Genomic DNA, 25883 nt, shown 5'->3' on the forward strand with positions numbered 1-25883 from the left:
CGATTCATAATCCCTCTCCTCGTCCAACCATATTGTTTCTCTTGTCCTGCCCGACCGGGCGGCGCCCGCGCCAGCCGGCCCGGCGTTCATAGGCGGCGCCGAGCGCCAGCAGTTTCGCCTCGCTGAACCGTGGTCCGGCGATCGTCATCCCGATCGGCAGCCCGTCCTTCGACAATCCGCACGGCACGCTGAGCGCCGGCAGCCCGACGAGATTGAAGATCATCGTGTTCTCGATCGAGAACAACGGCTCGACGCCGGGGCCATATTCGGAGGCAACCGCCGCCTTCACCGTCGGCGGCAATGTCTTGGTCGTCGGCAGCACCAGCACGTCGAAGCCGTCGAATGCCGCGTCGATCGTCCGCTGGCGCTGCGCGATCGAACGGATCATGGCTACATGCTCTCCCAGCTTGCGCGACGGGGACCCGCCTTTCGGATCGTCGAGCATTTCGGTGAGCATCTGCATGATGTTGCGCGTCCGCGTCTGATACGCGTCGGGCCGCTCGGCGAACGGGCGGCTATGGTAGCTCAGCAGGTCGGGGGCGGTGAACGCGCCTTCGGGCAGGTCGCCCCATCGGAAGTCGACGTCGCGGACGCTGCCGGCGATCGTCGCGAGGGTCTTGAGCGCGGTGTCGACCGCACCCGCAACCTCGGGATCGAGCCCGTCGAAGAAGGGACGTCGCGGGACGCCGACACGCAGCGCCGAGGCCGGACGGCCCGGCGCCGCGGCATAATCTTCGCGCGGCCGCTCGACGCTCGCGGGATCGAACGGATCATAGCCGGTCATCGCCCCGAGCAGCAACGCCACATCCTCGACCGTCCGCGCGATCGGGCCGATGGTGTCGAGAATCGCGATGCCCGGGCCGGCGCCGCCGTTCGAGACCAGCCCTGCGGTCGGTTTCAGCCCGACCACGCCGCACCATGCCGAAGGGATGCGCACCGACCCGCCGCTGTCGGTGCCAAGCGCGCCGAAACACATGCCCGCCGCGACCGCCGCTCCCGAACCGCCCGACGATCCGCCCGAGACATGGTCCTCATTCCACGGGTTGCGCACCGGGCCGTAATGCGAGGTCGCGTTGGTCGGGCTGACCGCAAATTCGGCGAGATTGGCCTTGGCGACGATGATCGCACCCGCCTGTTTGAGCCGCTGCACGACATGCGCATCATTGGCGGGCACATGATCTTTCAGCAGCGCGCTGGCATTGGTCGTCGGCGCGTCGGCGGTATCGATATTGTCCTTGAGCGCGATCGGCACGCCGTGCAGCGCCGAACGAAAGCGCCCGGTGCCCGCCTCGGCATCGAGCGCCGCCGCCTGCGCCAGCGCCTGTTCGCGCATCGGCGTGATGATCGCGTTGATCCGCGGGTTGCGGGCATCGATCCGGCGAAGGCAGGCCTTCGTCAGATCGCCGGCGGTCAGCGTACCGGCGCGGATTGCACTTGCCGCTTCGGCAATCGTCAGATCGGCAGGATCGCCTGCCGGCGTGTCCGGCACCGCGGCACGGGACGGGGACGCCAGAAGCGACTGCCCCCCACCCGCCGCCGCCGCGGCCGCAAAGAGGAGTTCGCGGCGGTTCATCGCAAAGGCAAATGCCGGCGCCCGAAGGCACCGGCACCTGCATCGGCAAGCATCGGTCTTGAGAGGACCGGATGCGCCACGATCAGAAACTGACCCCGAGATTGACGCCGATCGTCCGCGGCCGCAGCCGGTAGGCACGCCCGGCAGTCGCGCCGAAGATGTTATCGACCCAGGTGAAATCCTTGCGGTTCGTCAGGTTCCGCGCGTAGATTCCCAGCCTGAAATTATCGACCGTCACCCCGGCGCTGAGGTCGAAGAGATGGTAATCCCCCGACTTCAGTCCCGTTTCGGTAAAGTTGGTGTAGTAACCGCCGACATAGCTGTAATCGCCGCGGATATAGGCTTCGTTCTCGCCGATATCGAAGCGCTTCTCGAGCGCCGCCTTGACATTGTGGTCGGCCGAACCCGGCAGGTTGGTACCCTTGGTGCCCAGTCCCGGGACGGTTTCGTCGAGCGTCGATTTCACCCACGAGGTCGAGAATTCGGCGAACAGCCGGTCGCCGACTTCGCCGAACAGCTCGAACTCGACCCCCTTCGATACCGCCTTGCCGGCGTTGAAGTAGAAAGCTTCGCCGCGCGCCAGCGACAACGCGGGTGAAACCGGGATGCCGGTCCAGTCGGTGTAGAAGCCCGTCAGGCTGCTGCGCAGCCGTCCGTCGGGCGACTGGAATTTGACGCCGATTTCATAGGTATCGACCTTGTCGGGATCGAGCAGCCCCGGATCGACCGCACGTTCGATTCCGTCGGCGAATTCGACCAGCCCGTCGTTGTCGGCGTCGTCCTGGGGCAGGATCGCGCGCTGGAACTGCGGCTGGCGGAAGCCCTGCGCCCATTGTGCATAGAGGAACACCTCGTCGCTGGGTTTGTACGAGACATTCGCCTTCCACAGGAAACCGTCGGTCGTTGCGCTGCGCCCCTCGGCGGTCGTCGGCACGCCGTCGACGCGGGCGATCAGGATATCCTGTTCGAACTTGTAATAGCGTCCCCCAACGGTCAGCGTCAGCGGATCGATCGGGGTCAGCGAGGCCTCGCCGAACGCCGCGAACTGCTTTTGCTTGTTCTTGTTGTCCGCCGTCTCGCGCGGCGCGCTCGCCGGCGGCGGGTTGGCGGTACCGGTATAGCGGGTGAACGCATCGGCCTTCGTCTTGCGTTCCTCATAATAGAGGCCGCTGATGACCTGGAACGGCCCGTCGAACTTCGATGCGAAGCGGAATTCGTTGACGAACAATTCCTTGTCGGCGTTGGTCACCGAAGCGACCGCGAGCAGCGTCGGATCGGCAAAACCGAAGAAGCTGAAGTCGATGTCGTTGCGGCCGCGGCTCTTGATCAGCGAGGTCGAGTTGAGGAACGATCCGAAGCCCGCGTCATATTCGACGACGAGGTTGCTGATGTTGAGGTCCATGTTCACATAGCCGTTGCGGCCGCCATTCTCGCCGACCCGCACGCGCGCCTGCTGATAGGCGCCGGGCAAGGCAAGCTGGACTTCGCGGAAGCCGTCTTGGCGCAGGGCCTGATAGGCGTGCGACAGCGTGATCGACAGATCGTCGACCGGCCGCCACAGGATGCTGCCACGTACGCCGGTGACCGTCTCGCTGCCGGCATGCTTGTCGTCGCGGGCGACGGCGCCGATCGCGACCGCATCCACGACTTCCTGCGTCGGATCGCTGGCGGCGGTGTTGTTGATGTAACCGTCGTTGAACATGCGATAGGCAACGACGCGAATGCCGAGCTTGTCCTCGATCAGCGGCGCGTTGACGACGCCTTCGAGCGCATAATTATGGCTGCCGCTGCGCCCGGTGTGCGAATAGCCCGCGGTCAGGCTGCCCTCGACCTCGCGCAGGTTCGGCGCGTTGGGGATGACGCGGACAGTGCCGCCCATCGACCCCGACCCGTACAGCGTGCCCTGCGGACCGCGCAGCACCTCGACCCGGCTGATATCGACCATCTTGAGATCGGAGTTGCCGGCGCCATTGCCGTTGAGCGGCGGCCCAAGGCCCGTCACGGGCACTTCGCCGAAATAGCTGCCCACCGGCGTATTCGCCGAAAGCTGGTCGGCTTGGCCGATACCGCGAATAGTGATGGTGTTCTGGCCGGCGCCGCGGTCGGCGAAGCTGACGCCGGGCAGCGAAGCGAGATAATCCTCCATGCCGACGAGGTTGCGCTTTTCGATCGCGTCGCTGCCGAGCACGCTGACCGCCGCGGGCGTTTCCTGCAGCGTCGTCTCGCGGCGCGTCGCGGTGACGATGATGTCGGTGCTGGTAGCGCCGGCGTCTTCGCCGGCTTCCTGCGCTGCGGCATTCTGAACCGGGCCGAGCAATGCAACGGATGACAAGAGCGCCAGCAGCACCCTTCGGCACGAAATGGCGGAGCACGAAATTGCGGGAGAATCATATTCGGTAATCATGGCAACCCCTTAAATTCAAATATTTACGTCAAAATAGTTCCCGCATTTATCATCACTATTTAAAGAACTAATTCTGAAGTTATATTTTATTATTATTTTATAATATAAATTCAAATTATGCTGAAAATGCCTCCTATGGGTTTCATGTTTTTGAAGAACGCAAAATTTTTCTTTTTCATTTGGCCCACGGCATCAAGGCTGGGCGGCGCGCGGCGAACCGGGCGCGAGCCCAATTAGGAATGCTTCGCTTTGCCTGAGCAAACCAATAATGCTGGCGCACAGGGGTAGCTGTTCTGATCCTCGTTCCCGACACCCGCACTCCTCAAGACGCGCAGGTTCAAAATGCGGACACCTAGAAAATCTAGGCGTCTCCCCCAGAATTGGCCATGTCGACAGACGGTTTCACTTCTGTAGACCAGCCTGTTGATGAACCGAGCCAATCGGGAATCGGGGAAGGTAGAAAATGATCCATCACATATCGAAGCGGCAGGTCTGCTGATGCTGCGCGAAACGCCCAATCTCGACTGGCTGCGCGTCTTCGCCGAAACGGCCGCGACCGAGAGCTTCGCCCTAGCGGCAGCCCGTCTGGGCGTCACTCCGGGCGCCGTGAGCCAGCGGATCAAGGCGCTCGAAGCCTTTCTGCGTATCGACCTGTTCCAGCGCTATCCGCAGGGTGTGAAGCTGACCGAGGCCGGGAAACGCTATGCGCAGCGGGTTGCCCCGGCGCTCGACCAGCTCACCACCGCAACGCGCGAGATTACGTCGACCAGCACATCGAAGTCGGTGCGCGTCACCATGCTGCCGTCGCTGGCTCAGCTCTGGCTCGGCCCGCGGATGGAGGAATTTCACGCGCTCGAAACGAACACGACCGTCGAAATCTGGGCCGACCCGACGATCATCGACCTGCGCACCTCGAACTTCGACATGGCGATCCGCTATGGCAAGCCGCCCTTCCCCGGCTGCGACTATCGCGAGCTCTTCTTCGACGAACTGGTCCCCGTGGCGAGCCCCAAGCTGATCGAAAGCGCGACGTTCGACGAACAGGGTCTGCCCGTCGGCGCGTCGCTGATGATCGATCCCTATTGGGAGCATGACTTTGCCGACTGGATCGCGCGCACCGGCTCGACTGCGCCGAAGGCACTGAAGACCCAGACCTTTTCGCTCTATTCGATGACGGTCGATGCCACATTGCAGGGGCGCGGCTTCATGATCGGCCATACCGCACTGCTGGGCGAATTGCTGAAGACGGGGCAGTTGCAGACGCTGTCGGATAGACGGGTGCCATCGACGAACCAGTTCTACCTGCTGACGAAGACAGCGACCCCGCTGACCGCCGCGGCGCAAACCTTCGTCGACTGGCTTCTCGAACAAGCGAGGCCGGGCGTCGTCTGAACCGCCGGGCGCTGCGAACGCGGCATGGACGTCGGTTTCGGCCGGTTGCTGCCGTTCGTCTCCCCTCCCTTTTGGTGAGGGGCTGGGGGTGGATGGCCGCCGAAGGCGGCGCTCTGCCTCTTGCTCGCTGCGCTCGCTACCCACCCCTGACCCCTCCCTAAAAGGGAGGGGAATGACTTAAGTCCACCCCACGCCATACCGCGCTCGGGTTGGCAACGCTGCACCCCGAAAAGCACCGCCCCCGCGCCTGGGGGAGAGACCTGGCGCGGGGGCGACTCTTGACCGGTTGCGGGAGACGACCGGTTAGTTGCGGACGAAGTGCAGCGTCTGGAACTTCTTGCGGAACGCCATTGCGCGGTCGCGAACGGAGGCCGGATTGTCGGCGGTCAGTGCTTCGACGATGATGCTCGCCAGTTCGGGCATATCGTTGGTCGTCATGCCCCAGCGCACGATTTCGGGCGTTCCCATGCGGAGGCCGTTGAAACCGCCGGCAACGGGCTCGATCGGCAGGCCGATGCCCGAGGCGAGGATATTCGCCTCGCGCAGGCGCAGCGCGCCCTGATGACCGCCACCGAAGCTTTCGGCGCGCAGCGCGAACTGCTGCGACGAGGTGATACCGCGCGAGGTTTTGAAGACCGGCAGGCCCTGCTCGTCGAGCAGTTCGGCCAGCGTCGATGCCGTCGCCGCCATTTCCTTGGCATAGGCAGCGCCATATTCCTTCCAGTCGAGCAGCGCGAGCGCCAGCGACGCGGTCTTGGCGACGTCGAAATTCGCGGTCAGACCGGGATAGGCGATCTTGTCGATCCGCTCGGCAAGCGTCGCGTCGTTCGTCATCAACAGCCCCGAAGGCGGTCCGCCGAGGCTCTTGTAGGTGCTGCATCCCATCAGATGCGCGCCCTCTTCGAGCGGCTGCTGCCACGCCTTGCCGGCGATCATGCCGCAAAGGTGCGCGGCGTCGAACAGGACATAGGCACCGACCTCGTCGGCGATCGCGCGGATTTCGCGGATCGGATGGTGCCAGAGGTTGAGGCTGCCGCCGATCGTGATCAGCTTCGGGCGCACCTGCCGCGCGAGGTCGGCGAGCGCCGCGACGTCGACGGTGAAATTGTCGGCGTCGACGGGTGCGGTGTGCACTTTCAGACCGTAAAGGCCCGCAGCGCCGGCGGTGTGGTGCGTGACGTGACCGCCGATCGTGTCGGGCGGCGCGATGATCGCGTCGCCGGGCTTGCACGTCGCCATGAAGGTGTAAAGGTTGGCCATCGCGCCCGACGCGAGGCGGAATTCGACATATTTCGCGCCGAAGACCTCGGCTGCGACTTCGGCCGCCAGCACTTCGATCTGCTCGATCGCCTCAAGCCCCATTTCATATTTCGCGCCCGGGTAACCGAGCGAGGGGCGGCTGCCGAGCCCGCTCGAGAGCAGCGCTTCGGCGCGCGGGTTCATCGCGTTCGTCGCCGGATTGAGGTTGATCGCACCGACGTCGTGGATCTGGCGATTTTCCTCGACCAGTTCCGCCAGCCGCGCATCGACGGCATCCGACGAACTGCCGGCTACCTTGGCAGCAACGCTCTGGATCAGATCTTCGCTTGCTTCGCCTACCCAGGGTCGCCGCGCCAACATCGTCATAATCAATATCCCCTCAGGACGAGCCGCGCACCGATGCGCGCGGCTCGCCGCAGTCAAAATTCAAAAAATGCTTGAAGGCGCCTCAGGCGACCTTTTCGAGCAGGCAATCATCCTCGATCGCCTGAACCGGGGTCAGGTCGCGATGATGGAAATGATCCTTGCGATCGAACTTGGTGTGCGCATTCTCGACCGGGTTGAGGATCAGCGAGAAGATGCTGCGGTTCCAGGGCGACATGTTCGGCGGCGAACCATGGACGAGGCAGTCGCCGAAGATCAGCGCCGTACCGGCCTTGCCGGTCGCCGCGACGAGCGGGCAGGTCTCGGCGATTTCCTTGATCTTCTCCTGTTCGACGACCCACAGCGCGAAGCTCGTCGACACGGTGTCGTGCCAGGTCGCGACGCTGCCGAACTTGTGCGAGCCCTTGAAGAAATAGAGCGGGCCGTTGAACTCGGTCACATCGTCGAGGAAGATGTGGAGGTTCAGCGCCAGCGGCTGCGGCACGCCGTCATCATGGTGATGCGTCGAGAAATCCTGATGCCACTGCCATTGATCGCCATCGAACGCCGCCTTGACGTTGATCTTCGCCTGCTGGGCATAAAGCTCCGGGCCGGCAATCTGCTGCGCGGGCTCGACGAGGCGCGGATGGCGGATCAGCCGGTCGAACAGTTCGTCACGAAGGTGCAAACCCATCGCCGTGCGGACGACACCGCTCTTCTTTTCGCGGATGTTCGCCGGGTCTTCCTGTTCGAAGACGCGGTTCATCGCCTCGCGGATTTCGGCGATTTCCTCTGCCGAGAAGAGGTCGGGAATAACCAGAAAGCCATTTTCCTGATATTCGTCCAAGAGTTCCTGCGAAAGCTTCATAGCTCTACTCCACGGTCCTTATTGCCTGCGTTGATGCCCAATGCCGGGTTCGTGCCCGACATTTTTCGTTGTTCCCATATTTCGGATCAGTCGGTTGCATTCGCAAACCAATAATTTTCGCTCACAGCGTTAGCGATTCTAGCTCTTGGTGCATGCTCGCACCAAATACTCGCGGAACCGGCCCGACGGGCCAGCAGCGAACGGATCGATAGCTACCCAGAACCTGATTTATCGAGGATATTTTCCGCAAGCAGCGATAGAATTTCTGATAAATCTCGATACCGGGTAATCGATGACAATATAGGTCACGAATTTCGCCGCAACATCTCTCCCATTCTCGGCACGAAGCACGCCGTTATTCAGCTTAATGGGATCGCATCCTAAATAAGGAGGCGCGGTGCAGCATTATTTCTTTCGGCCACGCAAAGCCTTCGCATATAAACATATGCTGCTGACGAAGAGCGCCTGTCGGGAACCGGTCAGGCTGAAATAACGCCTATCTCTTCAGCCAGCGGTCGTACCAGGCGATGTTGCTGCGCATCCGGTGCACAAGATAGCTCGGCACCGTAAGCCCGTGATTTTCGCCGGGATAGACGATCAACTTCGTCGGTACGCCACGTGTCTTGAGAGCAAGGTACATTTGCTCGGCACCGACGCAGGGCACATTGTCGTCGGCATCGGCACACTGGAACAGCGTCGGCGCGGTGATCCGTTCGGGATGAAGAAAGGGATAGCCCAGCTTACGCCAGACATCGAAATTCTCCCACGGGGTCCCGAGCTCGAGGATATATTCGCGCGCATACATGTCGACGCCGAAGGTCGCCAGCACGTTGGCGACCCCCGCCCCCGACACCGCCGCCTTGATGCGTTTGTCGCTGGCGATCATGTAATCGGTGAGGATGCCGCCATAGCTCCAGCCGCCGACACCGATGCGGTCGGGATCGGCGACGCCGATGTCGATCGCATGGCTGATCCCGGCACTGATGTCCTTGACGTCGAGGTTGCCCCAGTCGGCATAGATGGCGCGCGAAAAATCGAAGCCGCGCCCCGACGAGCCGCGCGGATTGATCTTGAGCACCGCATAGCCCGCCGCGGCATAGAGCCGCGCGTCGATGTCGAACTCATGGCTGTGCTGGTAAACGGGTCCACCATGCAGGTCCGCGATCAGCGGGTAGCGCTTCGCCGGGTCATAATCGGGCGGCAAGGTCAGGAAACCGTGGATTTCCGCATCGCCGCTCTTGAATGCGACATCCCGGATCGGGCCCAGCGCGCGCGTTTTCAACCAGTCGTTATGATGCGTCAGCAGGCGCATGTCGCCCACCGCCTTGATCTCGGCCGGGCTGCTCGCGTCGGTGTCGAGCACCGCGATCCGGCCGTTCGTGGCGACGGCATAGTCGTACCCGAGCCGCGCGCCTTCGGTCAGATAGGTGATCGCGCTGGTGCCTGGGTCGATCTTTGCCAGCCAGGTGTCGCGATCCTGCTCGATCAGCGCGATCAACTGGCCGTCGGGGGTCCAGCGCGGATGATAGAACCAGCGGTCGATCCGCGCCGGCCGCGCCGTCGTGCCATCGACGACGTCGGCAACGACCATCTGCGGCGAGCCATAATAGATCCACTTGTCCTCGGCGCCTTCGAGCCAGACGAGCTTGCGCGAATCCGGCGACCAGGCGGGCCCCGAGCCCCAGTCGGGATCGCCGTCGGCGCCCGGCGAGGTGCTGATCCGGCGCGGTTCGCCGCCTTCGGGCGCGACGACGAAAATATCGTAGTTCAGCGTCCGGTCGGCGTCGCCATGATCCTTGGCAGTATAGGCGATCCATTTGCCGTCGGGCGACCAGGCCGGATGCCAGTGGTCGCGCGCGCCGGCGGTGACCTGCGTCGCCTTGCCGGTCGCGATATCGACGACGAACAATTGCTGGGTGCGATCGTCGAGATAACCGCGGCCGTCCTGCTTGAAGAAGAAGCGCTCGGTCTCGACCGGCGGCGGCGTCTTCGCCTTGCTGCCGACATGCTTGCCGATCTCCGCCACCACGACCGCGCGCTTGCCGTCGGGCGACAGCGCATAATCGCTGATCCCGCCGGCAAGCGTCGTCACCTGCCGCGCCGCGCCGCCGCCCGCGGGCATGCGCCACAACTGCGTATTCTCGTCTTCCTCTTCCTTGGTGTCGTCGGGGTCGGCGCCCGGTTTTTTCTGCGCGCCCGCATCGCTCAGGAACAGGATCGTCTTGCCGTCGGCGCTGTAGCGCGGTTGCCATTCGCTCGTCGCGGGGGTCTTGGTGAGTTGGACGGGCACCCCGCCCTCCCACGGCACCGTCCACAAATCGCTCTTCTCGGCATCGAGCTTGGTGTCGTTGACCGCGACGCTATAGGCGATCCGGCTGCCGTCGGGCGAAAAGCTCGGCCCGGCAACATCGGCGAGCTTGTGGATGTCCTCGAGCGTGACCGGCGCCGATTGCGCCACGGCGACCCCCGGCATCGCGCCAAGGGCAGCGCCCGCGAGAACGAGGGTCCGCATTCGCCCCTGCCTCACTTCGCTGCCCCCAGCGCGACTTTCACGCCCGTATAGAAATAGCGGCCCATCGCCGAAACCGGATAGCTCGCGTAGCCGAACGCCGGCTTTTCGTCGAAGAGGTTGTTGACCCCGGCATAGATGTTGAAGCGGTCGCCGACATCGATGCCGACCTGCAGGTCATGCTCCCACTTCTCCTTCACCTTGAAGAAGCGCGGGTCGCTGTAATCGGGATCGCCCGCCAGATCTTCGGCGACGAAACGGTCGGTCTTGCTGAACCAGGTGATGCCATAGGCGACGGTTATCGGCCCCTTTTGCCAGTTGAGATCGAAACTGGCGCTATACTTCGGAATATATTGCTCGCCGCGGTCGGAATCGAGCGTTGCACCCGGGCTGGCGACGAATTCCAGCCGGTCGAGATAATTGCCGACGAGCGAGATGTTGAAGGTGCCGAGATTATCGGTGCGCAAACGATAGGCGAGCGTCAGGTCGAGGCCGGCGGTCCGGAAACCCGCGACATTGTCGGGCTTGACGTTGAAGCCGATGATATAGCCGGTATCCGGGTCGCGGGTGATGCCCGGGCAGAACTGGTTGTCCAGCGTCGGCTGGTCGACGCATAGCTCGGCCAGTTCCTCGGCCTGCGGCGTGTTGATCGCATCCTTGATCTTGATGTCGTACCAGTCGGCGGACAGGCTGAATCCCGGGAGGAAGCTCGGCCGCAGCACGACGCCCGCGGTCCATGTCTTCGCGGTTTCCTCACGCAGGTTCACATTGCCGCCCGCCAGCCCTTCGGTGAACACGCTCGCCTGCGGCGTGCTCGACGGGCTGAAGGTAGTCGGATCGACGCCGAGCGCGGTCAGCAGCGCGGCGCAATTCGCTTCGCGGTTCGCGGTGCCGTTGTTCGTTTCCGCCGTGTCGCACGGATCGACGATGAAGTTGTACGACGAGCTCGCGGGCGCAAAAAGCTCGGCGATGTTCGGCGCGCGCACCGCCTGCGAATAGGTCGCGCGGAACGAGATGTCGCGCACCGGGGCATAGACGCCATCGACCTTCCACGTCGTCGTATTGCCGATCGTGCTGTAATCGGAAAAGCGGATCGCGGCGCCGAACGACAGGAGGTGCGCGAACGGCATTTCCTTCAGCAGCGGCACGTTGAGTTCGCCGAACGCTTCCTTGACCGTGAAGCCGCCCGACGCCGGCTGAACCGCGCCCGCCCAGGTCAGCCCCGCCGAAATCGCCGGATCGGGATCGAAACGGCTGCGTTCGCGGCGATATTCGCCGCCGAGCGCGAAACCGATCGGGCCGCCGGGCAGCTCGAACAGCGCCCCGAAATCGCCCGAGATCGAACCGGAGACCACCTGCTGCGTTACCTTCGAGAAGCTGACGCTGTCAGTGGTGACGAAATCAATCGCCGCGGGGTCGCGGACATTCTCGCCATAGATATTATAGGGAATGCAGCCGGCGAGTTCGGGCGGCGCGTCGGGGTCGAGGCTCGACCGGCAGACGGGCAGCCCGGTGTCGGGATCGGTAACCACGTCGATCGCCGCCTGCCACTGCGCCTCCAGCCGGTTGCCGCGCGACAGCACGCGCGTCTTCGTCTGGCCATAGACATAGGACAGCTCATATTTCGCATGTTCGGAGATCGCGCCATTGGCGCCGATCACGCCGCGCAGCGTCTTGCGCGTCACATCTTCGGTGTTGATGCCCATGTCGAAATTGTCGCGAGTGATCAGCACCCCGTCGGGCGTGTCGGGATCCTCGAAATATTCGGCCGCTGCGCCGGGGACGATCGCATCGCGGATCGACTGCGGCATGAACGGGTTTTCGGCGGTCTGGAACAAATAGAAATCATAATTGGGCTGCGACAGGCTGCGCGTCCGGGTGCGGACATATTTGCCCTCGGCGAACAGGTTGAACGCGTCGCTGAATTCATAATGGCCGAGCGCGTTGACGAGATGGCGCTCGATGCCGGGGAACAGGTCGCCCTGATAGCCGTCGACGGGCGTGCTCGAGCCGCCCTGCGTATAACCGCCCGATTCCTCGAGCACGAGGCCGCGGTCGTAGATGCGGCCATTGCCTTCGAAATCGGCGGCAAAATCGAAATCGACGTCGACCGCGCCGAAGCGCGAACTGTCGGCATAACGGACGTCGTTATAGACGATATTGTCGGGGATATTCGGGTCGTCTGGAATGTCGCCCTGGTTGCGATAGAGGTTCGCCGCCACCGGATTGCGCAGATAGGGCCGGTCCTGATCCGACACCCGCGCATCGCGATTATATTCATAGGCGATCGCGATATTGCCGCGGCCTCCTGCAAAATTCTTGCCCCAGGTCAGCGCGCCGAACTGGTTGCCGCCGTCGCCATATTCCGAGATGCCAATCTGCCCGCGCGCGGTCAGCCCCTCGAAATCATGCTTCAGCCGGAAATTGACCACCCCCGACACGCCGTCGGCGCCATAGATTGCCGACGCGCCGCCAGTGAGCACGTCGACCGTTTCGACAAGGTCGGTCGGGATCGCGTTGATGTCGACCGCCGCCGATCCCGCAAGCCCCGACACATGGCGTCGGCCGTCGACGAGCACCAAAGTACGGTCGGTGCCGAGGTTGCGCAGGTTGAGGAGGTCGAGTCCCGCCTCGCCGAAATCGGGGTTGGAGCCGCCGGTGAGGTCGCCGGTGCGCGAACCGACGAGCGCCGGGCTTTGCACAAGGAAGTCCGCAAGGCTGGTCTGCCCCGACTGTTCGATCGTCGCCGCCGAATAGGAGGTGACGGGGTTGGCGAAATCCAGCTCGGGGCGGGCGATGCGCGTTCCGGTGACGACGATTTCGTCGCGGGGGGTGTCGCTGCTACCCTCGTCCGTCTGATCGGATGCGGGCGGCGGTTCCTGCTGGGCAATCGCGGGCGTGATCCAGCTGGCACCGGCCAGCAGGGCGGACATGGCAAGCACAGGCTTCATCGGACGCAACCCCCTATTGGTTCAATCGATCGTCGACCCTTGTTTCATTTCGTCAAATTGCGCATCGCGGGGCAGCCCGGGTCGCCTTCCGGCGACCCGGCGGCGCATCAAAGCGCCGAGCCGCCGAGTTTGTAGGTCAGCTGCAGGAAGACGCTGCGGCCGATGCTGTCGAACCAGCTCGTGTTGTAATAGGGATAGCCCGACCATGTCGGATCCTTCACCGGGTCGGTGTCGAACAGGTTCCGGATCGTCAGCGACCCGCGCATATGATCGGTAAAATCATATTGTAGCGTCGCGTTGAACAGATAGCTCGCCTTGATGAAGGCATCCTCGTCATAGTTCGGCAGCTTGCCAAGACGGGTGCCCGAGAAGGTGAACTGCAACCCGTCGCTCGCCCAGGTGATGCTGCCGTTCGACTTGTCGCGCGGCAGGTAGAAGCCGCTGTCGAATGCCAGCTTGTTCTCGATCGGATCGCCCGGATATTGCTGGAAGCTGTGCTTGAACACGTGGCTGTGCGCAAGCGACAGGGTGAAGTCGCCGATACCGGTCGGCAGCGTGCCGCGGAAAGCAACGTCGATCCCGCTCGTCTTTTCGCGCGCGATGTTGATGGGGTTGACCCGGATCGAAGAAATCTGGCCGGCGAGCCCGCCACTGGTGAAACGGGTCACGCGGGCGATCGCATCCTGGCAGGTCGGCGAATTGGGATCGAGTTCGATATTGCCATCGGCGTCGGGGCGGCACGCCGCCTCGTCGCGGGCAATCTGGTCGATGCTGAGGTCGTCGACCTGATTGTCCAGCGATACGCGGAAATAGTCGACCGAGAAATGGAGGCGGCTCGATGGCGAAAAGACGAAGCCGGCGGTCAACGTCTTGCCCGTTTCGGCCTTGAGGTCACGATTGCCCGTCCGGTTCACCACGATGCCGCTGCCCGAATAGCTGCAATCGCCGACCTCTTCCTCTGGCTCTTCGATCCCGCACAGATAATAATCGTCGACGCTGCTCTGGACGTTCCCCGGGCCGGTGAAGACATAATGGAGATCGGGCGCGCGGAACGCCGTACCATAGGCCGCGCGGAACAACATGCTGCTGGTCGGACGCACCTCCAGCCCGCCATTATAGGTGAACTTGCCGACGTTGCGACCGCCAAAACCGAAGCGGTCATAGCGTCCGGCGGCCGACAGCGTGACGAAGTCGAGGACGGGAACGCGAAGCTCGCCGCCGATGGCGGCATGGCTGCGCTTGCCCCTGCCGTCGCTGTCTTTCCAGCTATAATAATAATCGGTCAGCGCCAGCGGATCGGGGCGCAGGTTGTAACCCTGCTTGCCATATTCGGCGACCATCGCAAAGCCGACGGGTCCGGCGGGAAGCTGGAACAATTCGCCGTTGGTCAGCGTCGCCTGGAGGTTGTTCGTCCAGCTGTACGGGCGATAGACGGTATCGGCCGAGATGCTGTCATATTCCGCAGGGGTCAGGGCCCGGTAAAAATAGACGTCGGGATCGCGGTTATAGATCGGATAACCGCTGTCCTCGTCGATCCCGAGCTGGGGACCGAGGAAGAAATCCTGCGCCTTCTGATTGATGATCTGCGGCCAGCGCACCACCGACTGATAGCGGCTGTAATTGAATGACAGTTCATAGTTCCAGGCGTTGCCGAAATTGCCGCGGACGCCGGGAGTGATGCTGTAGGTCGTCTGCTTGATGCGCTGCATCTCGAAGCCGCCGGTTTCCTCCGGCGCGAACTGGCGCGACCAATCGTCGATCGTGCCGTCGAACGCATTGTAGAAGCTGTTGTCCGAACTCGACGATGAATTTTCGAACGCCCAGCTCGTCACATCGTACATCAGGCGGACCTTGCTGATCCCGAACTGGAAATCGGTGAACAGCTTGGCGTTGTCCGACAGTTCGTAAGACATGCTGCCAAAGCTGTTGAAGCCCTTGCGCCCCGAAACGATCGTCCCATAGGCGATCGACGATTTGCTGCCGCAATAATAGCCGGGACCATAATCATCGATGACCGGGTCATAGTCGCCATAGCGCGGCCGCGAGGTATAGATGGTCGAACCGCGATTGAGATGGGACAGCCGCGCGCAGGTGTCGGCGCCCGGATCGATATAGCTGTCGTTCTCGATGCTGTAGCGAAGGAAGGTGCGCCGCGCGATCGTGCTGACGGGATTATCGTCGGTGCTGTCCTGGATGCTGCGGTCATAAGCCCAGAGCGGGCGCTGATCGAGATATTCGATGCCGCCGACGATATTGAAACGCCCCGACGACCAGCCGCCGGTGGCGGTGAAGCGATGCGACATGCCGCCGCCATGCTGGGTGCGCCCGTGGCGATAGTCGAGCGTGATACCGTCGAGCTTTTCCTTCATCTTGAAGTTGACGACGCCGGCGATCGCGTCGGAGCCATAGATCGCCGACCCGGCACCGCTCAAAATCTCGACCTTGTCGATCAGGCTGACCGGGATGTTCGAGATGTCGGTGAAGTTGCTGCGGCCGATATAGGGCAGCGGGAAATCGGCGATGCGGCGGCCGTTGACCAGCACCAGCGTATGGTTGGGGCCGAGCCCGCGCAGGTCGACCTGCTGCGCGCCGGGCGTGAAATCCGCGCTGCTGCCCGATTGCGGGCTCTGCGTCTCGCCACTGTTCTGCGTCATCGCCGCGAGCAGTTCGGGGACGCTGGTATAGCCGTTGGCGCGGATCGTGTCGGAATCGATCGTCGTGACCGGCGACGGACCCTGGTCGCGGATCGTCGGGATGCGCGAACCGGTGACGATGATCTCGTCGTTCCCGCCCTCGTTCGCGGGGTCCTGCGCCCAGGCGGGCGTGGCCAGCGCCGGCAGGCAGACGCCCAGCCCCAGCAGGATTCGAAGCGACCGCGCACCCAGAGCTTGCATCAAAATTACCCCTTTATGTCCCCCGGCGCGACTCACGGCGCGCCCGCGCCCATTTGACGCATTTTCGTTTCACCAGAAAGCTCCGATAATTTCAATCAATATGACGATTTGCGGAATCATATTGTCATTATCTGCGCTTATTATGTAACATCGTGCCATCGCATCGGCGCATCGGGGGAGATTTTGGATGTTGGCTATGATCGTGCGCGGGCTGCTCCTGCCGCTGCTGGCGGCGCTGGGTCTCGCCCTCTCCCCGGCGGTGGCAAAGGAAGCAAAGCCGAAACCGTACGAACATTATGTGTTCGGCAAACTGAACACGCCGACCCCGGGCCCGGTGTCGGGCGGGCTGCTTCTGATGGGCGGCGGCGATCGCAATATCGATTCGATGAAATGGTTCTTCGGCAAAGCCGGGAACGGCCATATCGTCGTGATCAGCGCCTCTTACGGGAAGGAGATCGGCGAGGAATTCTTCGACGAGGTCGGCGGCATCCAGTCGGCCGAAATCTTCGTCTTTCACGACCGCTCGCAATCGACGAACCGGAAGATTCTCGACCGGCTGCGCAAGGCCGACGGCATCTTCATCGCCGGCGGCGACCAGTCGCGCTACGTCCGTTACTGGCGCGGCACTCCGGTCGCCGAGATCCTCGACGCGCATGTCGCGGCGGGCAAGCCGCTCGCGGGGACGAGCGCGGGCCTCGCGATGCAGGGCGAGAAGCTTTACGGCGCGATGGACGACGGCAGCATCAAAAGCCCAGAGGCGCTCGCCGATCCGCTCGGCCCCGCCAACACGATCGAGGGCGATTTCGTCCATTTTGCGCTGCTCAAGGGCATCGTCACCGACACCCATTTCAAGGAACGCGACCGCCTCGGCCGCCTCTTCGCCTTTCTTGCCAAGGCGCAGGTCGGGCGCCCCGCCGACCAGCCCGCGATGATCGGCCTAGGGGTCGACGAAAGCGCCGCGCTCGCGGTCGAACCCGACGGCAGTGGACGCATCTATGCGACCGCGCCCGACGGCTATGCGTGGGTGGTCGACGGATCGACGCTGCGCGGCGTCACCGGCCGCGGCCCCCTCGATGCCCCGCGCGTCAAAGTGGTCGGCGTCGGGCCCGGATCGGTCGTCCACCTGCCGTCGGGCCGCGTCGACAATCCGGTCTTCGAGCGCCACTATGCCGCGCGCGCGGGCGAAATCGTCGAGGTGCCGCGCTGGTCGCTGGCGATCCACGGCGGCGCGGGGGTGATCGAGCGCAAGACGCTCTCGCCCGAAAAGGAACAGGCTTACCGCGCCGGGCTCGACGCCGCGTTGCGCGCCGGCGCGGCAGTGCTCGACAAGGGCGGCGCGGCACTCGATGCGGTCGCGGCTGCAGTACGGCTGCTCGAGGACAACCCGCTGTTCAACGCCGGGCGCGGCGCGGTCTTCACTGCCGAGGGCCGGAACGAGCTCGACGCCGCGATCATGGACGGCAAGACGCTGAAGGCCGGCGCCGTCGCCGGTGTGACGCGGACCCGCCACCCGATCGACCTTGCCCGCGCGGTGATGGACAATAGCCCGCACGTCATGCTGGCGCGCGACGGCGCCGATCGCTTTTCGGTCGAACAGGGCCTCGAACAGGCCGACCCCGCCTGGTTCCGCACCGAGGAACGCTGGCAGCAGCTGCTCGCCTGGCGCGCAAAACAGCAGGCGGCGGTCGATCCGACGCACCTGTTCGGTACCGTCGGCGCGGTGGCACTCGACGCCGACGGCCATCTCGCCGCGGCAACTTCGACCGGCGGCATGACCGGCAAGCGCTGGGGCCGCATCGGCGATAGCCCGATCATCGGCGCAGGCACCTATGCCAAGGACGGTCAGTGCGCGGTGTCGGCAACCGGGTCGGGCGAATATTTCATCCGCGAAAGTGCGGCGCGGCAGGTCTGCGACCGCGTCGCGTGGAAGGGCGAAAGCCTGAAGGATGCGGCCGACGACACAATCATGGCGGTCGGCGCGATCGGCGGCGACGGCGGGCTGATCGCGATGGGCCCCGACGGGCGCCCGGCGTTCGCGATCAACGATCTCGGCATGTACCGCGGCCAAATCACCGCCGGGGGTGTGCCCGCAACGGCGATCTTCGCCGACGAAAAGCTGGCCGACTGATGGCGAACGGCGGCGTCACCCTCGACGAGATCGACGAGCGGCTGCTCACCCTGCTGCGCGACGACGCGCGCCAGACGATCGCGCAACTCGCGAAGGAGCTTGGCCTGTCGCGCGGCGCGATCTATTCGCGTCTCGCGCGGCTGGAGGAGGAACAGGTCGTCGCCGGCTATACGGTGCGGCTCGGCCGCGCCTTTTCGGCAAGCCGGATGCGCGCGCATATGATGATCAAGACGCTGCCGCGCTATCACCGCGAAGTCGAACAGGCGCTTGCGGCGATCCCGCTGGTACAGGCGATCCACGCGATCAGCGGCGAATATGATATCATCGCGATGCTCGAGGCCGAGGACAGCACCCAGCTCAACGAGCTGATCGACGAGATCGGCCTGCTCGACGGGGTCGAGCGCACGACCACCTCGGTCATCTTGGTTACCAAGGTCGAACGTTAGGGTCGGGAAGTCTGGCCTTGACGGGAACCGGGGCGGCCGCTTGCCGTTATGATCGCAGGAGGGAACATCCATGCTTCGACGCCCGCAATCTTTCCCGCTGAAATATGTGTTGCCCGCACTCGCCACCGGACTGGCGGCAGGGGCCGGGATATTCGCCCTCTGGCGCCGCCGCCGCGCCGACGAGGGGCCGCAGCACGGTGCGGCCTTTTCGGATGACGAAACCGATCCCGAAAATTTTGCGCAGACCCGTTCGGCAGGCCCGGCTGCGATGCGCGATCCCGCGCGGCGGCGCTGGGACCGTGTCGATCAGGCGAGCGATGAATCCTTTCCCGCGAGCGATCCGCCTGCCTATTGAGGCAACTAGAGCGTAACCACGGCGGGAACTAGGATGGAAATTTTATTCGGGCTGATCGCTGCTATCGGCCTTCTGCCTTTTACCATCGCCCTGCTCCGTCTGCCCGCCGGGTCCGGACCGGTCCTGCCGGCTGCTCGCAACCTTGGCGCCTCGACGCTGCTCTGCGCGCTCGCTTTTAGCCTGACCTTCTTCGTTCAGGAGGTCGGGCTCGTCGTGCCGAAGGCGCTGGTGCCGGGGCTCGACCCCATTCTCTACCACAACGACCATGACTGGCGCGGCGACGCGCCGGTAGCCGAATTGCTGCAGGGCGGCGGCGCAATCGCCACCTTGCTGAGCGGCCTCGCCTTCCTGTGGCTAGCCGGACGGATCGGAACGGATCGTCCGGCATGGCGGATCTTCGCTTTCTGGATGGCGTTTCAGGGTCTGTTCCAGGCGCTCAGCCAAGCCTCCGTCGGCAGCCTGATCGCCGGAAACGACGTCGGGCGCGCGCTGACCTATATGGGCATCGGCCCGCTGGTCCGCCTTGCGCTGCTTCCGCTCACGGTAATCGGCCTGTTCGCCGCCGGCCGCGCGCTGGCGCGGCGCTATCCGCTCGCGACGGGCCAGCCGGATCGGGCAACCGCCCTCGCCCTGCTCGCGACGCTGGCGCTCGCCACGCTTCTCACCATCCCGTTTCGCGTCCCGCGCGAACCGGTCGAGGTCGTGCTGATCCCGCTCGTCGTGCACATCGTCGGCCTCGGCTGGCTGACGCTCGGACTGGCGACGACCACCGCGGCCCAGCCACCGCCCGGCACAGCCAGGCTGGCCATCCCCGCCGCCGCGCTCACTGCCCTGCTCGCCTTCTTCCAGCTCGTGCTGCGTCCCGGCGTCGCTTTCTAGGCGGCGGTCGCCAACTCGCCGCGCGCCTGCCGGAAGACGTCGAGGCTGCCCCAGATCGCCAGCCCCGCCATGATCGCCGCGACGACGAGATCGGGCCAGCCCTGCCCCGTCCCGAATACGCCGAGCGCCGCCGCCATCACCGCGACATTGCCGATCGCGTCGTTGCGCGAGCAGATCCACACCGACCGCATGTTCGCGTCGCCGGTGCGATAGCGATAGAGCATCAGCGCGACCGCGACATTGGCGGCGAGCGCGAGCGCGCCGATGATCCCCATCGTCTCGGCGTGCGGCGCACTCCCGCTCACAAAGCCCCAGATCGCCGAACCGAATACCCAAAGCCCGAAGGCCAGCATCGTCACGGCTTTCAGCAACGCCGCTCGCGCTCGCCACGCAAGCGCCATGCCCGCGACGCCGAGGCTGATCGCATAATTGGCGCTGTCGCCGAGGAAGTCGAGCGCGTCGGCCTGCAACGCGCGCGAGTCCGCCGCAACCCCGGCGACGATTTCGACTCCGAACATCGCGGCGTTGATGACCAGCGCGATCCACAGCACGCGCCGCCACTTCGGATCGTTGAGTGCGGTCTTGCCGCTTTTCCCTGCACAGCATTGATCGGCCATCGCCGAAATCTCCTGTTATCTTCGAGTCGGCACCCTATATGGACCCTGTAGCAACTACAGGGTCAAGCGATGAAAATCGGAGAACTGTCGCGTGCCACCGGCACCAACATCGAAACCATCCGCTATTATGAGCGGATCGGCCTGCTCCCGGCACCCGATCGCACCGCAGCCAATTACAGAAGCTATGGCGGCACGCATCGGGCGCGGCTGTCGTTCGTCCGCCATTCGCGCGACCTCGGCTTCACGATCGAGGAAATCCGCTCGCTGCTCGATCTTTCCGACCACCCCGAGCGCGATTGCAGCGAAGCCGACCGGATCGCCAGCCTGCATCTGGCGCAGGTCGAGGAAAAGATCGCGCAACTCGCCCTCCTCCGCGACGAACTGACGCGCATCGTCGGACGCTGCCGGGGCGGCGTCGCCGCCGACTGCCGTGTGATCGAGGCCTTGGGCGACCACCGCCTGTGCACCGTCGAGCATCCCTGACGCCGGGCGACGCCATCCTTTTCCACTCGCTTCGTCGAACAGCGAGGAACTTGCCGCCCCGGCGCGCGTCGGTCTGACAGGTTGGGGGCTGCGGCCCCACGGCCGTGCCACCAGCCGCTTCCCCAGACGAGACGAGGAGATGCAAGGTGGAACGGCAAGACTATAAGGGTCGCAGCGGCAACGAGGATACGGACGATCGTGACACGCGATCGGAACCGCTCCACGATCGGAATGCCAACCGCGAAGAAAGCGGCTACACATATGGCGGCTATCCCGAAGCCGGTTTCGGGCCGCGCGACGCGCGGCGCTACGGCGGTTCCGATCCAACGCGCGGCGGCGACCGTTACAGCGCCGGGCAGGCGCGCCGCTATGGCGCGGGCGATCGCCGCGAGCACGAACATTGGGACCGCGAACAGGGCGGCTACGCCGGCTATGGTTTCGGCGAACGCTATGACAGCAACCGCGGTGACCGCGATCAGGGCCGCGCGTCGCGCCGCGATTGGCGCGACGATTATGACCGCGCGCCGCTCTGGCTCGCCGGCAGCTATCCCGACCTCTATGGCTGGCCGACTGCCCTGCCCTATGCGGCCGCCGATTTCGGGCGCTCGACCTATCGCCGCGATGTCTATCCGGGCGGCGCGCGGCACCATGAGCGCGGATTGCTCGAACGCGCCGGCGACGAGGTCCGTTCGTGGTTCGGCGACGAAGAGGCTCAGCGTCGCCGCGACCGCGACCATCGCGGCCGCGGGCCGAGCGACTATATCCGGTCGGACGACCGCATCCGCGAGGATGTCAACGACCGTCTGACCGAAGATAGCTGGATCGACGCGTCGCGGATCAGCGTTGCGGTGTCGGAGGGCGAAGTCACCCTCGGCGGACAGGTCGACAGCAAGCACGCCAAACGCCGTGCCGAGGATCTGGCCGACGACGTGACGGGCGTGAAGCATGTGCAGAACAATCTGCGCGTCGACACCGGATATGTGCCGCAAGGTAGCTGAAGGTTGCGCTGAATCTGAAGGAAGGGAGCGGTTCGCCGCTCCCTTTTGGCCGACAGAAAGGGGATAAGGTGGGACGATTCTGTTGCCCGGCTCGTCCCCAGCCGCTGGTATCCGATTCTGTTGCCCGGTTCGGTCCGAACCGCGTTCTATTTGTCTAACCTTAGGCCGTGAGGCTTATCGGTTAGGCAGCAAGAGCGAGTGCTTCGTTATCGTTAGCACTTATCGTTTTGAGCCTTGAACGGGTTACTCAGCCCGGGCAAAAACATCGTCTTTGAACACACGTCGATCCTGGTTCGGCCCCGTCAGAAACCCGTGTCCCCATCAAGAAACGCGGGTTTGTGGTGGAGCCGCCGGGTACTGCCCCCGGGTCCGCTGTGTCTATTCCACGACACCATTTATCACCATAGCCGGCCGAAACCGGCACGACTGATATAGGAAGCCCGCCCGCGCTTGGAAAGAGCGCAGGCGGGCATTTTGTCGCGGATATAAAACTACTTCTTTTTCAGCTCGTCGCGGATTTCCGTGAGCAGGTCGACTTCGGTCGGACCGGCGGGCGCGTCGGGCGCCTTGCGGACGACCTTGTTCACCGTCTTCACCAGAAGGAAGATGATCCACGCGAGGATCAGGAAGTTGATCACCGCGGTAATGAACGCGCCATAGCCGACCATCGCGACCCCGGCTTTCTTGAGCGCCGCATAATCGGTTGCCGCGACGCCGTCGGGCACGCTGCCGAGCAGGATGAACTGGCTCGAAAAATCGACTCCGCCGAAGATCCAGCCGACAACCGGCATGATCAGATCCTCGGTCAGCGAGCCGGTGATCGTCGCAAAGGCGCCGCCGATGATGACACCGACCGCAAGGTCGATGACATTACCGCGCGCGATGAATTCCCTGAATTCTCCCAACATCTTGCTTGCTCCCCGATGGTTGGTGGTCCGCGTCGAAACTGCCGCGTGGATTGCACAAAGGCAAGCGCCATCCTATTATGTGTATTGTTGCGGCAAAACGCCGCGCGAGGGAGCATTGATGACCATGACCTATCGTTCTGCCCGTTGGCTGATTGTCCCGGTTGCCGCATTGTCGCTGTCCGCGTGCGGCATCAACAGCGTTCCCACCAAGGAAGAGGCCGCCAAGGCCAAATGGGCGAATGTCGAAGCCGCCTATCAGCGCCGCGCCGACCTGATCCCCAACCTCGTCGAAACCGCGAAGGGTGCCGCAAAGATCGAGCAGTCGACGCTCGAAGGCGTGATACAGGCCCGCGCCTCGGCGACGCAGGTCAAGCTCAGCACCGACGATCTCGAAGATCCCGCCAAGGTGCAGGCCTTCCAGCAGGCGCAGGGCAATGTGTCGAGCGCGCTCGGCCGCCTGCTCGTCACCGTCGAACAATATCCTGACCTCAAGAGCCAGGCGCGCTTCGCCGACCTGATGACCCAGCTCGAAGGCACCGAAAACCGCATCAACGTGTCGGTGCAGGATTATAATGGCGCAGTGCAGGACTATAATACGACGATCCGCACCTTCCCCGACATCATCGGCGCCAAGATCGTCCATGGCGCCAAGCCGATGACCCCTTATCGCGCGGTGACGCCGAACGCCAACGTCGCGCCGAAGGTCGACTTCGGGCAATAAGGTGGCCCTGACCACTCTGTTTCGTCCGCTCGCAACAGCCGCTCTCACCGGGCTGCTGTTGCTGACGGCCGCGCCCGCGACGGCGCAGACCTTTCCCAAGCTGACCGGGCGCGTCGTCGATCAGGCCGACATTATTCCGCCAGCCGAGGAAGCGAGCCTCAACACCCAGCTCGAACAGCTTGAGACGACGACCGGCCACCAACTCGTCGTCGCCACGGTCAGCGACCTCGAGGGCAATGACATCGCCGATTACGGCTACAAGCTCGGTCGCGCGTGGGGCATCGGCGACGAGGCGAAGGACGACGGCGTCGTTTTCCTGATCGCGCCAAACGAGCGGCGGATGAACATCTCGGTCGGCCTCGGGCTCGAACCCGTGCTCACCGATGCGCTGTCGGGACGGATCATCCGCGATATCGTAACGCCGAAATTCAAGGCGAACGATTATCCAGGCGGCATCCAGGACGGCGTCAACGCGATCGCCCAGCAAATCCAGCTCCCGCCCGAAGAAGCCGCCGCGCGAGCGCAGACTGCGGCGACGGAGGAGCGCGACCGCGCCGACGACGGCGATATCGGCGGGCTGATCTTCATCGGCTTCATCGTCTTTTTCTTCTTCATCCTGCCGATCCTCTCCAGCCTCGGGCGGCGCGGCAAGAAGCATCGCAAGAACCGCCCGTGGGGCGGCGCGCCGATCATCATCTGGGGCGGCGATGACGATGACTGGGGCTCGGGCGGCGGATCGTCGTGGGGCGGCGGCGGTTCGAGCTGGGGTGGCGGCGGCGGAAGCTTCGGCGGCTTCTCTGGCGGCGGCGGAAGCTTCGGCGGCGGCGGCGCGTCGGGCGGCTGGTAGGGGAGCGAGGCCATGAAAGTCAGCCATGTCAGCGAAGCCGATCACGACCTCGTCACCGTCGCGGTCGCGGCGGCCGAAGCGCATACCAGCGGCGAAATCGTCACCGTCGTCGCGGCGCAATCGAATGACTATGACGATGTCGCGCTCGTCTGGGCAAGCGTCATCGCCTTCCTCGCCATGTCGGTGATCGCGCTGTTCCCCGAATTTTACCAAGGCCTCTATTATCGCCTCACCGGCGGCTGGGGGCACGAACTCACTGCCAATGAATGGCTTGGCACGGTGATCGCAGTCGGCGTGCTCAAATGGATCGGCATGTGGCTGATCTTGCTGTGGCGGCCGCTCCGGCTGGCGCTGACGCCGCGCGCGATCAAGGCCGGACGCGTCCGCGCCCGCGCCGTAGATCTGTTCAAGGTCGGCACCGAGGCGAAGACCTTGGGGCGCACCGGCGTCCTCCTCTATCTCAGCCTCAAGGAACATCGTGCCGACATCGTCGCCGACGAGGCGATCGCGGCCAAGGTCGCGCCCGAAGTCTGGGGCGATGCGATGGCGGCGCTGATCGACGATGTCCGCGCCGGACGTCCGGGCGCCGGCATGGCCGCGGCGGTGACGCAGATGGGTGTCGTGCTCGCCGAACATTTTCCCAAGGGCGACGAAAACCCCAATGAGCTGCCCGACCGGCTGATCGAAATCTAAAAAGGACATTTCATGGCCCGCCCTGCCCCCGACGCCCCCATCGAGACCCGGTGGGAGGGAAAATTCGTTACCGTCAAACAGCAGGGAACGTGGGAATATGTCTCGCGCTCGCGCGGGATTCATGCCGCGGTGATCCTCGCGATCGACGAGGCCGCGGACGGCCGCCACGTCGTCCTCGTCGAGCAATATCGCGTGCCTATGGGCAGAAACTGCATCGAGCTTCCCGCCGGCCTCGTCGGCGACGACACCGCCGGCGAAGCGGCCGAAATCGCGGCCGAACGCGAGCTGGAGGAAGAAACCGGCTATCGCGCCGCCAACTGGCGCACCGTCGGCGAGTTTTTCAGCTCGCCCGGGATGGTGAGCGAAAGCTTCACCCTGCTCGTCGCGAAAGAGCTGACCAAAGTCGGCGAAGGCGGCGGCGTCGACAGCGAGGACATCGTCGTCCACCGCGTGCCGCTGGGCGGGATCGAGGATTTCGTCGCGGCGAAGCGCGCCGAGGGCTGCGGCATCGACGTGCGCGTCGCGATGCTGCTGGCGGGCGGATTGCTGGGCGCGTAGCTGATTGCGGACCTGAGGCCAGCATGTAAGACGTGT

At 64.1% G+C, this 25883-nt stretch carries 20 protein-coding genes and 1 other RNA gene; 11 read left to right on the forward strand and 10 right to left on the reverse strand.

Features of this window, described 5'->3' with window-relative positions:
- Positions 1 to 4: 4 nt before the first annotated feature.
- Positions 5 to 1573: an amidase gene (locus LH19_RS17575; protein WP_054730862.1), complete on the reverse strand. Its 1569-nt coding sequence runs from the start codon at positions 1571 to 1573 to the stop codon at positions 5 to 7.
- Positions 1574 to 1655: 82 nt separating this feature from the next.
- On the reverse strand, positions 1656 to 3905 hold the full coding sequence (locus LH19_RS17580) for a TonB-dependent receptor (protein WP_158514449.1): 2250 nt from the start codon (positions 3903 to 3905) through the stop codon (positions 1656 to 1658).
- A gap of 570 nt (positions 3906 to 4475) precedes the next feature.
- Here LH19_RS17580 and LH19_RS17585 point away from each other — a divergent pair.
- Positions 4476 to 5369 carry a LysR substrate-binding domain-containing protein gene (locus LH19_RS17585; protein WP_054730868.1) on the forward strand — a complete coding sequence of 298 codons (894 nt, stop codon included), beginning with the start codon at positions 4476 to 4478 and terminating at the stop codon, positions 5367 to 5369.
- 303 nt (positions 5370 to 5672) lie between these two features.
- On the opposite strand, the gene LH19_RS17590 is transcribed toward LH19_RS17585, so the two are convergent.
- The 5 genes from LH19_RS17590 to LH19_RS17610 form a co-directional block, all read right to left on the reverse strand.
- Positions 5673 to 6995 (reverse strand): serine hydroxymethyltransferase, encoded by a 1323-nt coding sequence (locus tag LH19_RS17590; protein ID WP_054730871.1) that lies wholly within the window; start codon positions 6993 to 6995, stop codon positions 5673 to 5675.
- An 82-nt stretch (positions 6996 to 7077) separates the two neighbouring features.
- Complete coding sequence (locus tag LH19_RS17595; protein WP_054730873.1) at positions 7078 to 7860, reverse strand: phytanoyl-CoA dioxygenase family protein; 783 nt, start codon at positions 7858 to 7860, stop codon at positions 7078 to 7080.
- A 496-nt stretch (positions 7861 to 8356) separates the two neighbouring features.
- Positions 8357 to 10372 (reverse strand): S9 family peptidase, encoded by a 2016-nt coding sequence (locus tag LH19_RS17600; RefSeq protein ID WP_082395864.1) that lies wholly within the window; start codon positions 10370 to 10372, stop codon positions 8357 to 8359.
- Positions 10373 to 10383: 11 nt separating this feature from the next.
- Positions 10384 to 13320 carry a TonB-dependent receptor plug domain-containing protein gene (locus LH19_RS17605; protein ID WP_054730876.1) on the reverse strand — a complete coding sequence of 979 codons (2937 nt, stop codon included), beginning with the start codon at positions 13318 to 13320 and terminating at the stop codon, positions 10384 to 10386.
- Between the two features lie 107 nt (positions 13321 to 13427).
- The gene (locus LH19_RS17610; protein WP_054730879.1) at positions 13428 to 16214 is read right to left on the reverse strand and encodes a TonB-dependent receptor plug domain-containing protein; all 2787 of its coding nucleotides are present in this window, start codon (positions 16212 to 16214) and stop codon (positions 13428 to 13430) included.
- Between the two features lie 187 nt (positions 16215 to 16401).
- Between LH19_RS17610 and LH19_RS29745 the strand changes: the two genes are divergently transcribed.
- The 4 genes from LH19_RS29745 to LH19_RS17630 all read left to right on the forward strand — a co-directional run bounded on the left by LH19_RS29745 (position 16402) and on the right by LH19_RS17630 (position 20022).
- Entirely contained in the window at positions 16402 to 18342 is a 1941-nt protein-coding gene (locus tag LH19_RS29745; protein ID WP_145923511.1) for an isoaspartyl peptidase/L-asparaginase, read from the forward strand.
- Positions 18342 to 18788 (forward strand): Lrp/AsnC family transcriptional regulator, encoded by a 447-nt coding sequence (locus tag LH19_RS17620; RefSeq protein WP_054730882.1) that lies wholly within the window; start codon positions 18342 to 18344, stop codon positions 18786 to 18788. Before LH19_RS29745 ends, LH19_RS17620 begins: the two co-directional genes overlap by 1 nt.
- Before the next feature lie 70 nt (positions 18789 to 18858).
- The gene (locus LH19_RS17625; RefSeq protein ID WP_234715958.1) at positions 18859 to 19143 is read left to right on the forward strand and encodes a hypothetical protein; all 285 of its coding nucleotides are present in this window, start codon (positions 18859 to 18861) and stop codon (positions 19141 to 19143) included.
- Positions 19144 to 19176: 33 nt separating this feature from the next.
- Positions 19177 to 20022, forward strand: coding sequence for a hypothetical protein (locus LH19_RS17630; protein ID WP_054730885.1), 846 nt, complete (start codon positions 19177 to 19179; stop codon positions 20020 to 20022).
- Here LH19_RS17630 and LH19_RS17635 read toward each other — a convergent pair.
- Positions 20019 to 20639 (reverse strand): cation transporter, encoded by a 621-nt coding sequence (locus tag LH19_RS17635; protein WP_054730889.1) that lies wholly within the window; start codon positions 20637 to 20639, stop codon positions 20019 to 20021. The two genes, LH19_RS17630 and LH19_RS17635, sit on opposite strands and share 4 nt — an antisense overlap.
- Before the next feature lie 69 nt (positions 20640 to 20708).
- On the opposite strand from LH19_RS17635, the gene LH19_RS17640 reads away from it, so the two are divergent.
- Both LH19_RS17640 and LH19_RS28115 read left to right on the forward strand, forming a co-directional pair.
- On the forward strand, positions 20709 to 21122 hold the full coding sequence (locus LH19_RS17640; protein ID WP_054730892.1) for a MerR family transcriptional regulator: 414 nt from the start codon (positions 20709 to 20711) through the stop codon (positions 21120 to 21122).
- A 146-nt stretch (positions 21123 to 21268) separates the two neighbouring features.
- On the forward strand, positions 21269 to 22120 hold the full coding sequence (locus LH19_RS28115) for a BON domain-containing protein (protein WP_201258373.1): 852 nt from the start codon (positions 21269 to 21271) through the stop codon (positions 22118 to 22120).
- A 106-nt stretch (positions 22121 to 22226) separates the two neighbouring features.
- Here LH19_RS28115 and ssrA read toward each other — a convergent pair.
- Positions 22227 to 22581: a transfer-messenger RNA gene (ssrA, locus tag LH19_RS28120) on the reverse strand.
- A 30-nt stretch (positions 22582 to 22611) separates the two neighbouring features.
- Positions 22612 to 23028 (reverse strand): large conductance mechanosensitive channel protein MscL, encoded by a 417-nt coding sequence (gene mscL / locus LH19_RS17650; RefSeq protein WP_054730895.1) that lies wholly within the window; start codon positions 23026 to 23028, stop codon positions 22612 to 22614.
- Positions 23029 to 23146: 118 nt separating this feature from the next.
- Between mscL and LH19_RS17655 the strand changes: the two genes are divergently transcribed.
- From LH19_RS17655 to LH19_RS17670, 4 genes are read left to right on the forward strand one after another with little or no spacing between them, the layout of a single operon-like run.
- Complete coding sequence (locus tag LH19_RS17655; protein WP_054730898.1) at positions 23147 to 23749, forward strand: LemA family protein; 603 nt, start codon at positions 23147 to 23149, stop codon at positions 23747 to 23749.
- Position 23750: 1 nt separating this feature from the next.
- Positions 23751 to 24596 carry a TPM domain-containing protein gene (locus LH19_RS17660; protein ID WP_407696667.1) on the forward strand — a complete coding sequence of 282 codons (846 nt, stop codon included), beginning with the start codon at positions 23751 to 23753 and terminating at the stop codon, positions 24594 to 24596.
- A 12-nt stretch (positions 24597 to 24608) separates the two neighbouring features.
- Positions 24609 to 25289 (forward strand): TPM domain-containing protein, encoded by a 681-nt coding sequence (locus LH19_RS17665; RefSeq protein ID WP_054730901.1) that lies wholly within the window; start codon positions 24609 to 24611, stop codon positions 25287 to 25289.
- Positions 25290 to 25301: 12 nt separating this feature from the next.
- A complete protein-coding gene (locus LH19_RS17670; protein WP_054730904.1) occupies positions 25302 to 25847 on the forward strand; it encodes an NUDIX hydrolase in 546 nt (181 codons plus the stop codon).
- The last annotated feature ends 36 nt before the right edge of the window (positions 25848 to 25883 follow it).

This window comes from Sphingopyxis macrogoltabida, assembly GCF_001314325.1.
Lineage (GTDB): Bacteria > Pseudomonadota > Alphaproteobacteria > Sphingomonadales > Sphingomonadaceae > Sphingopyxis > Sphingopyxis macrogoltabida.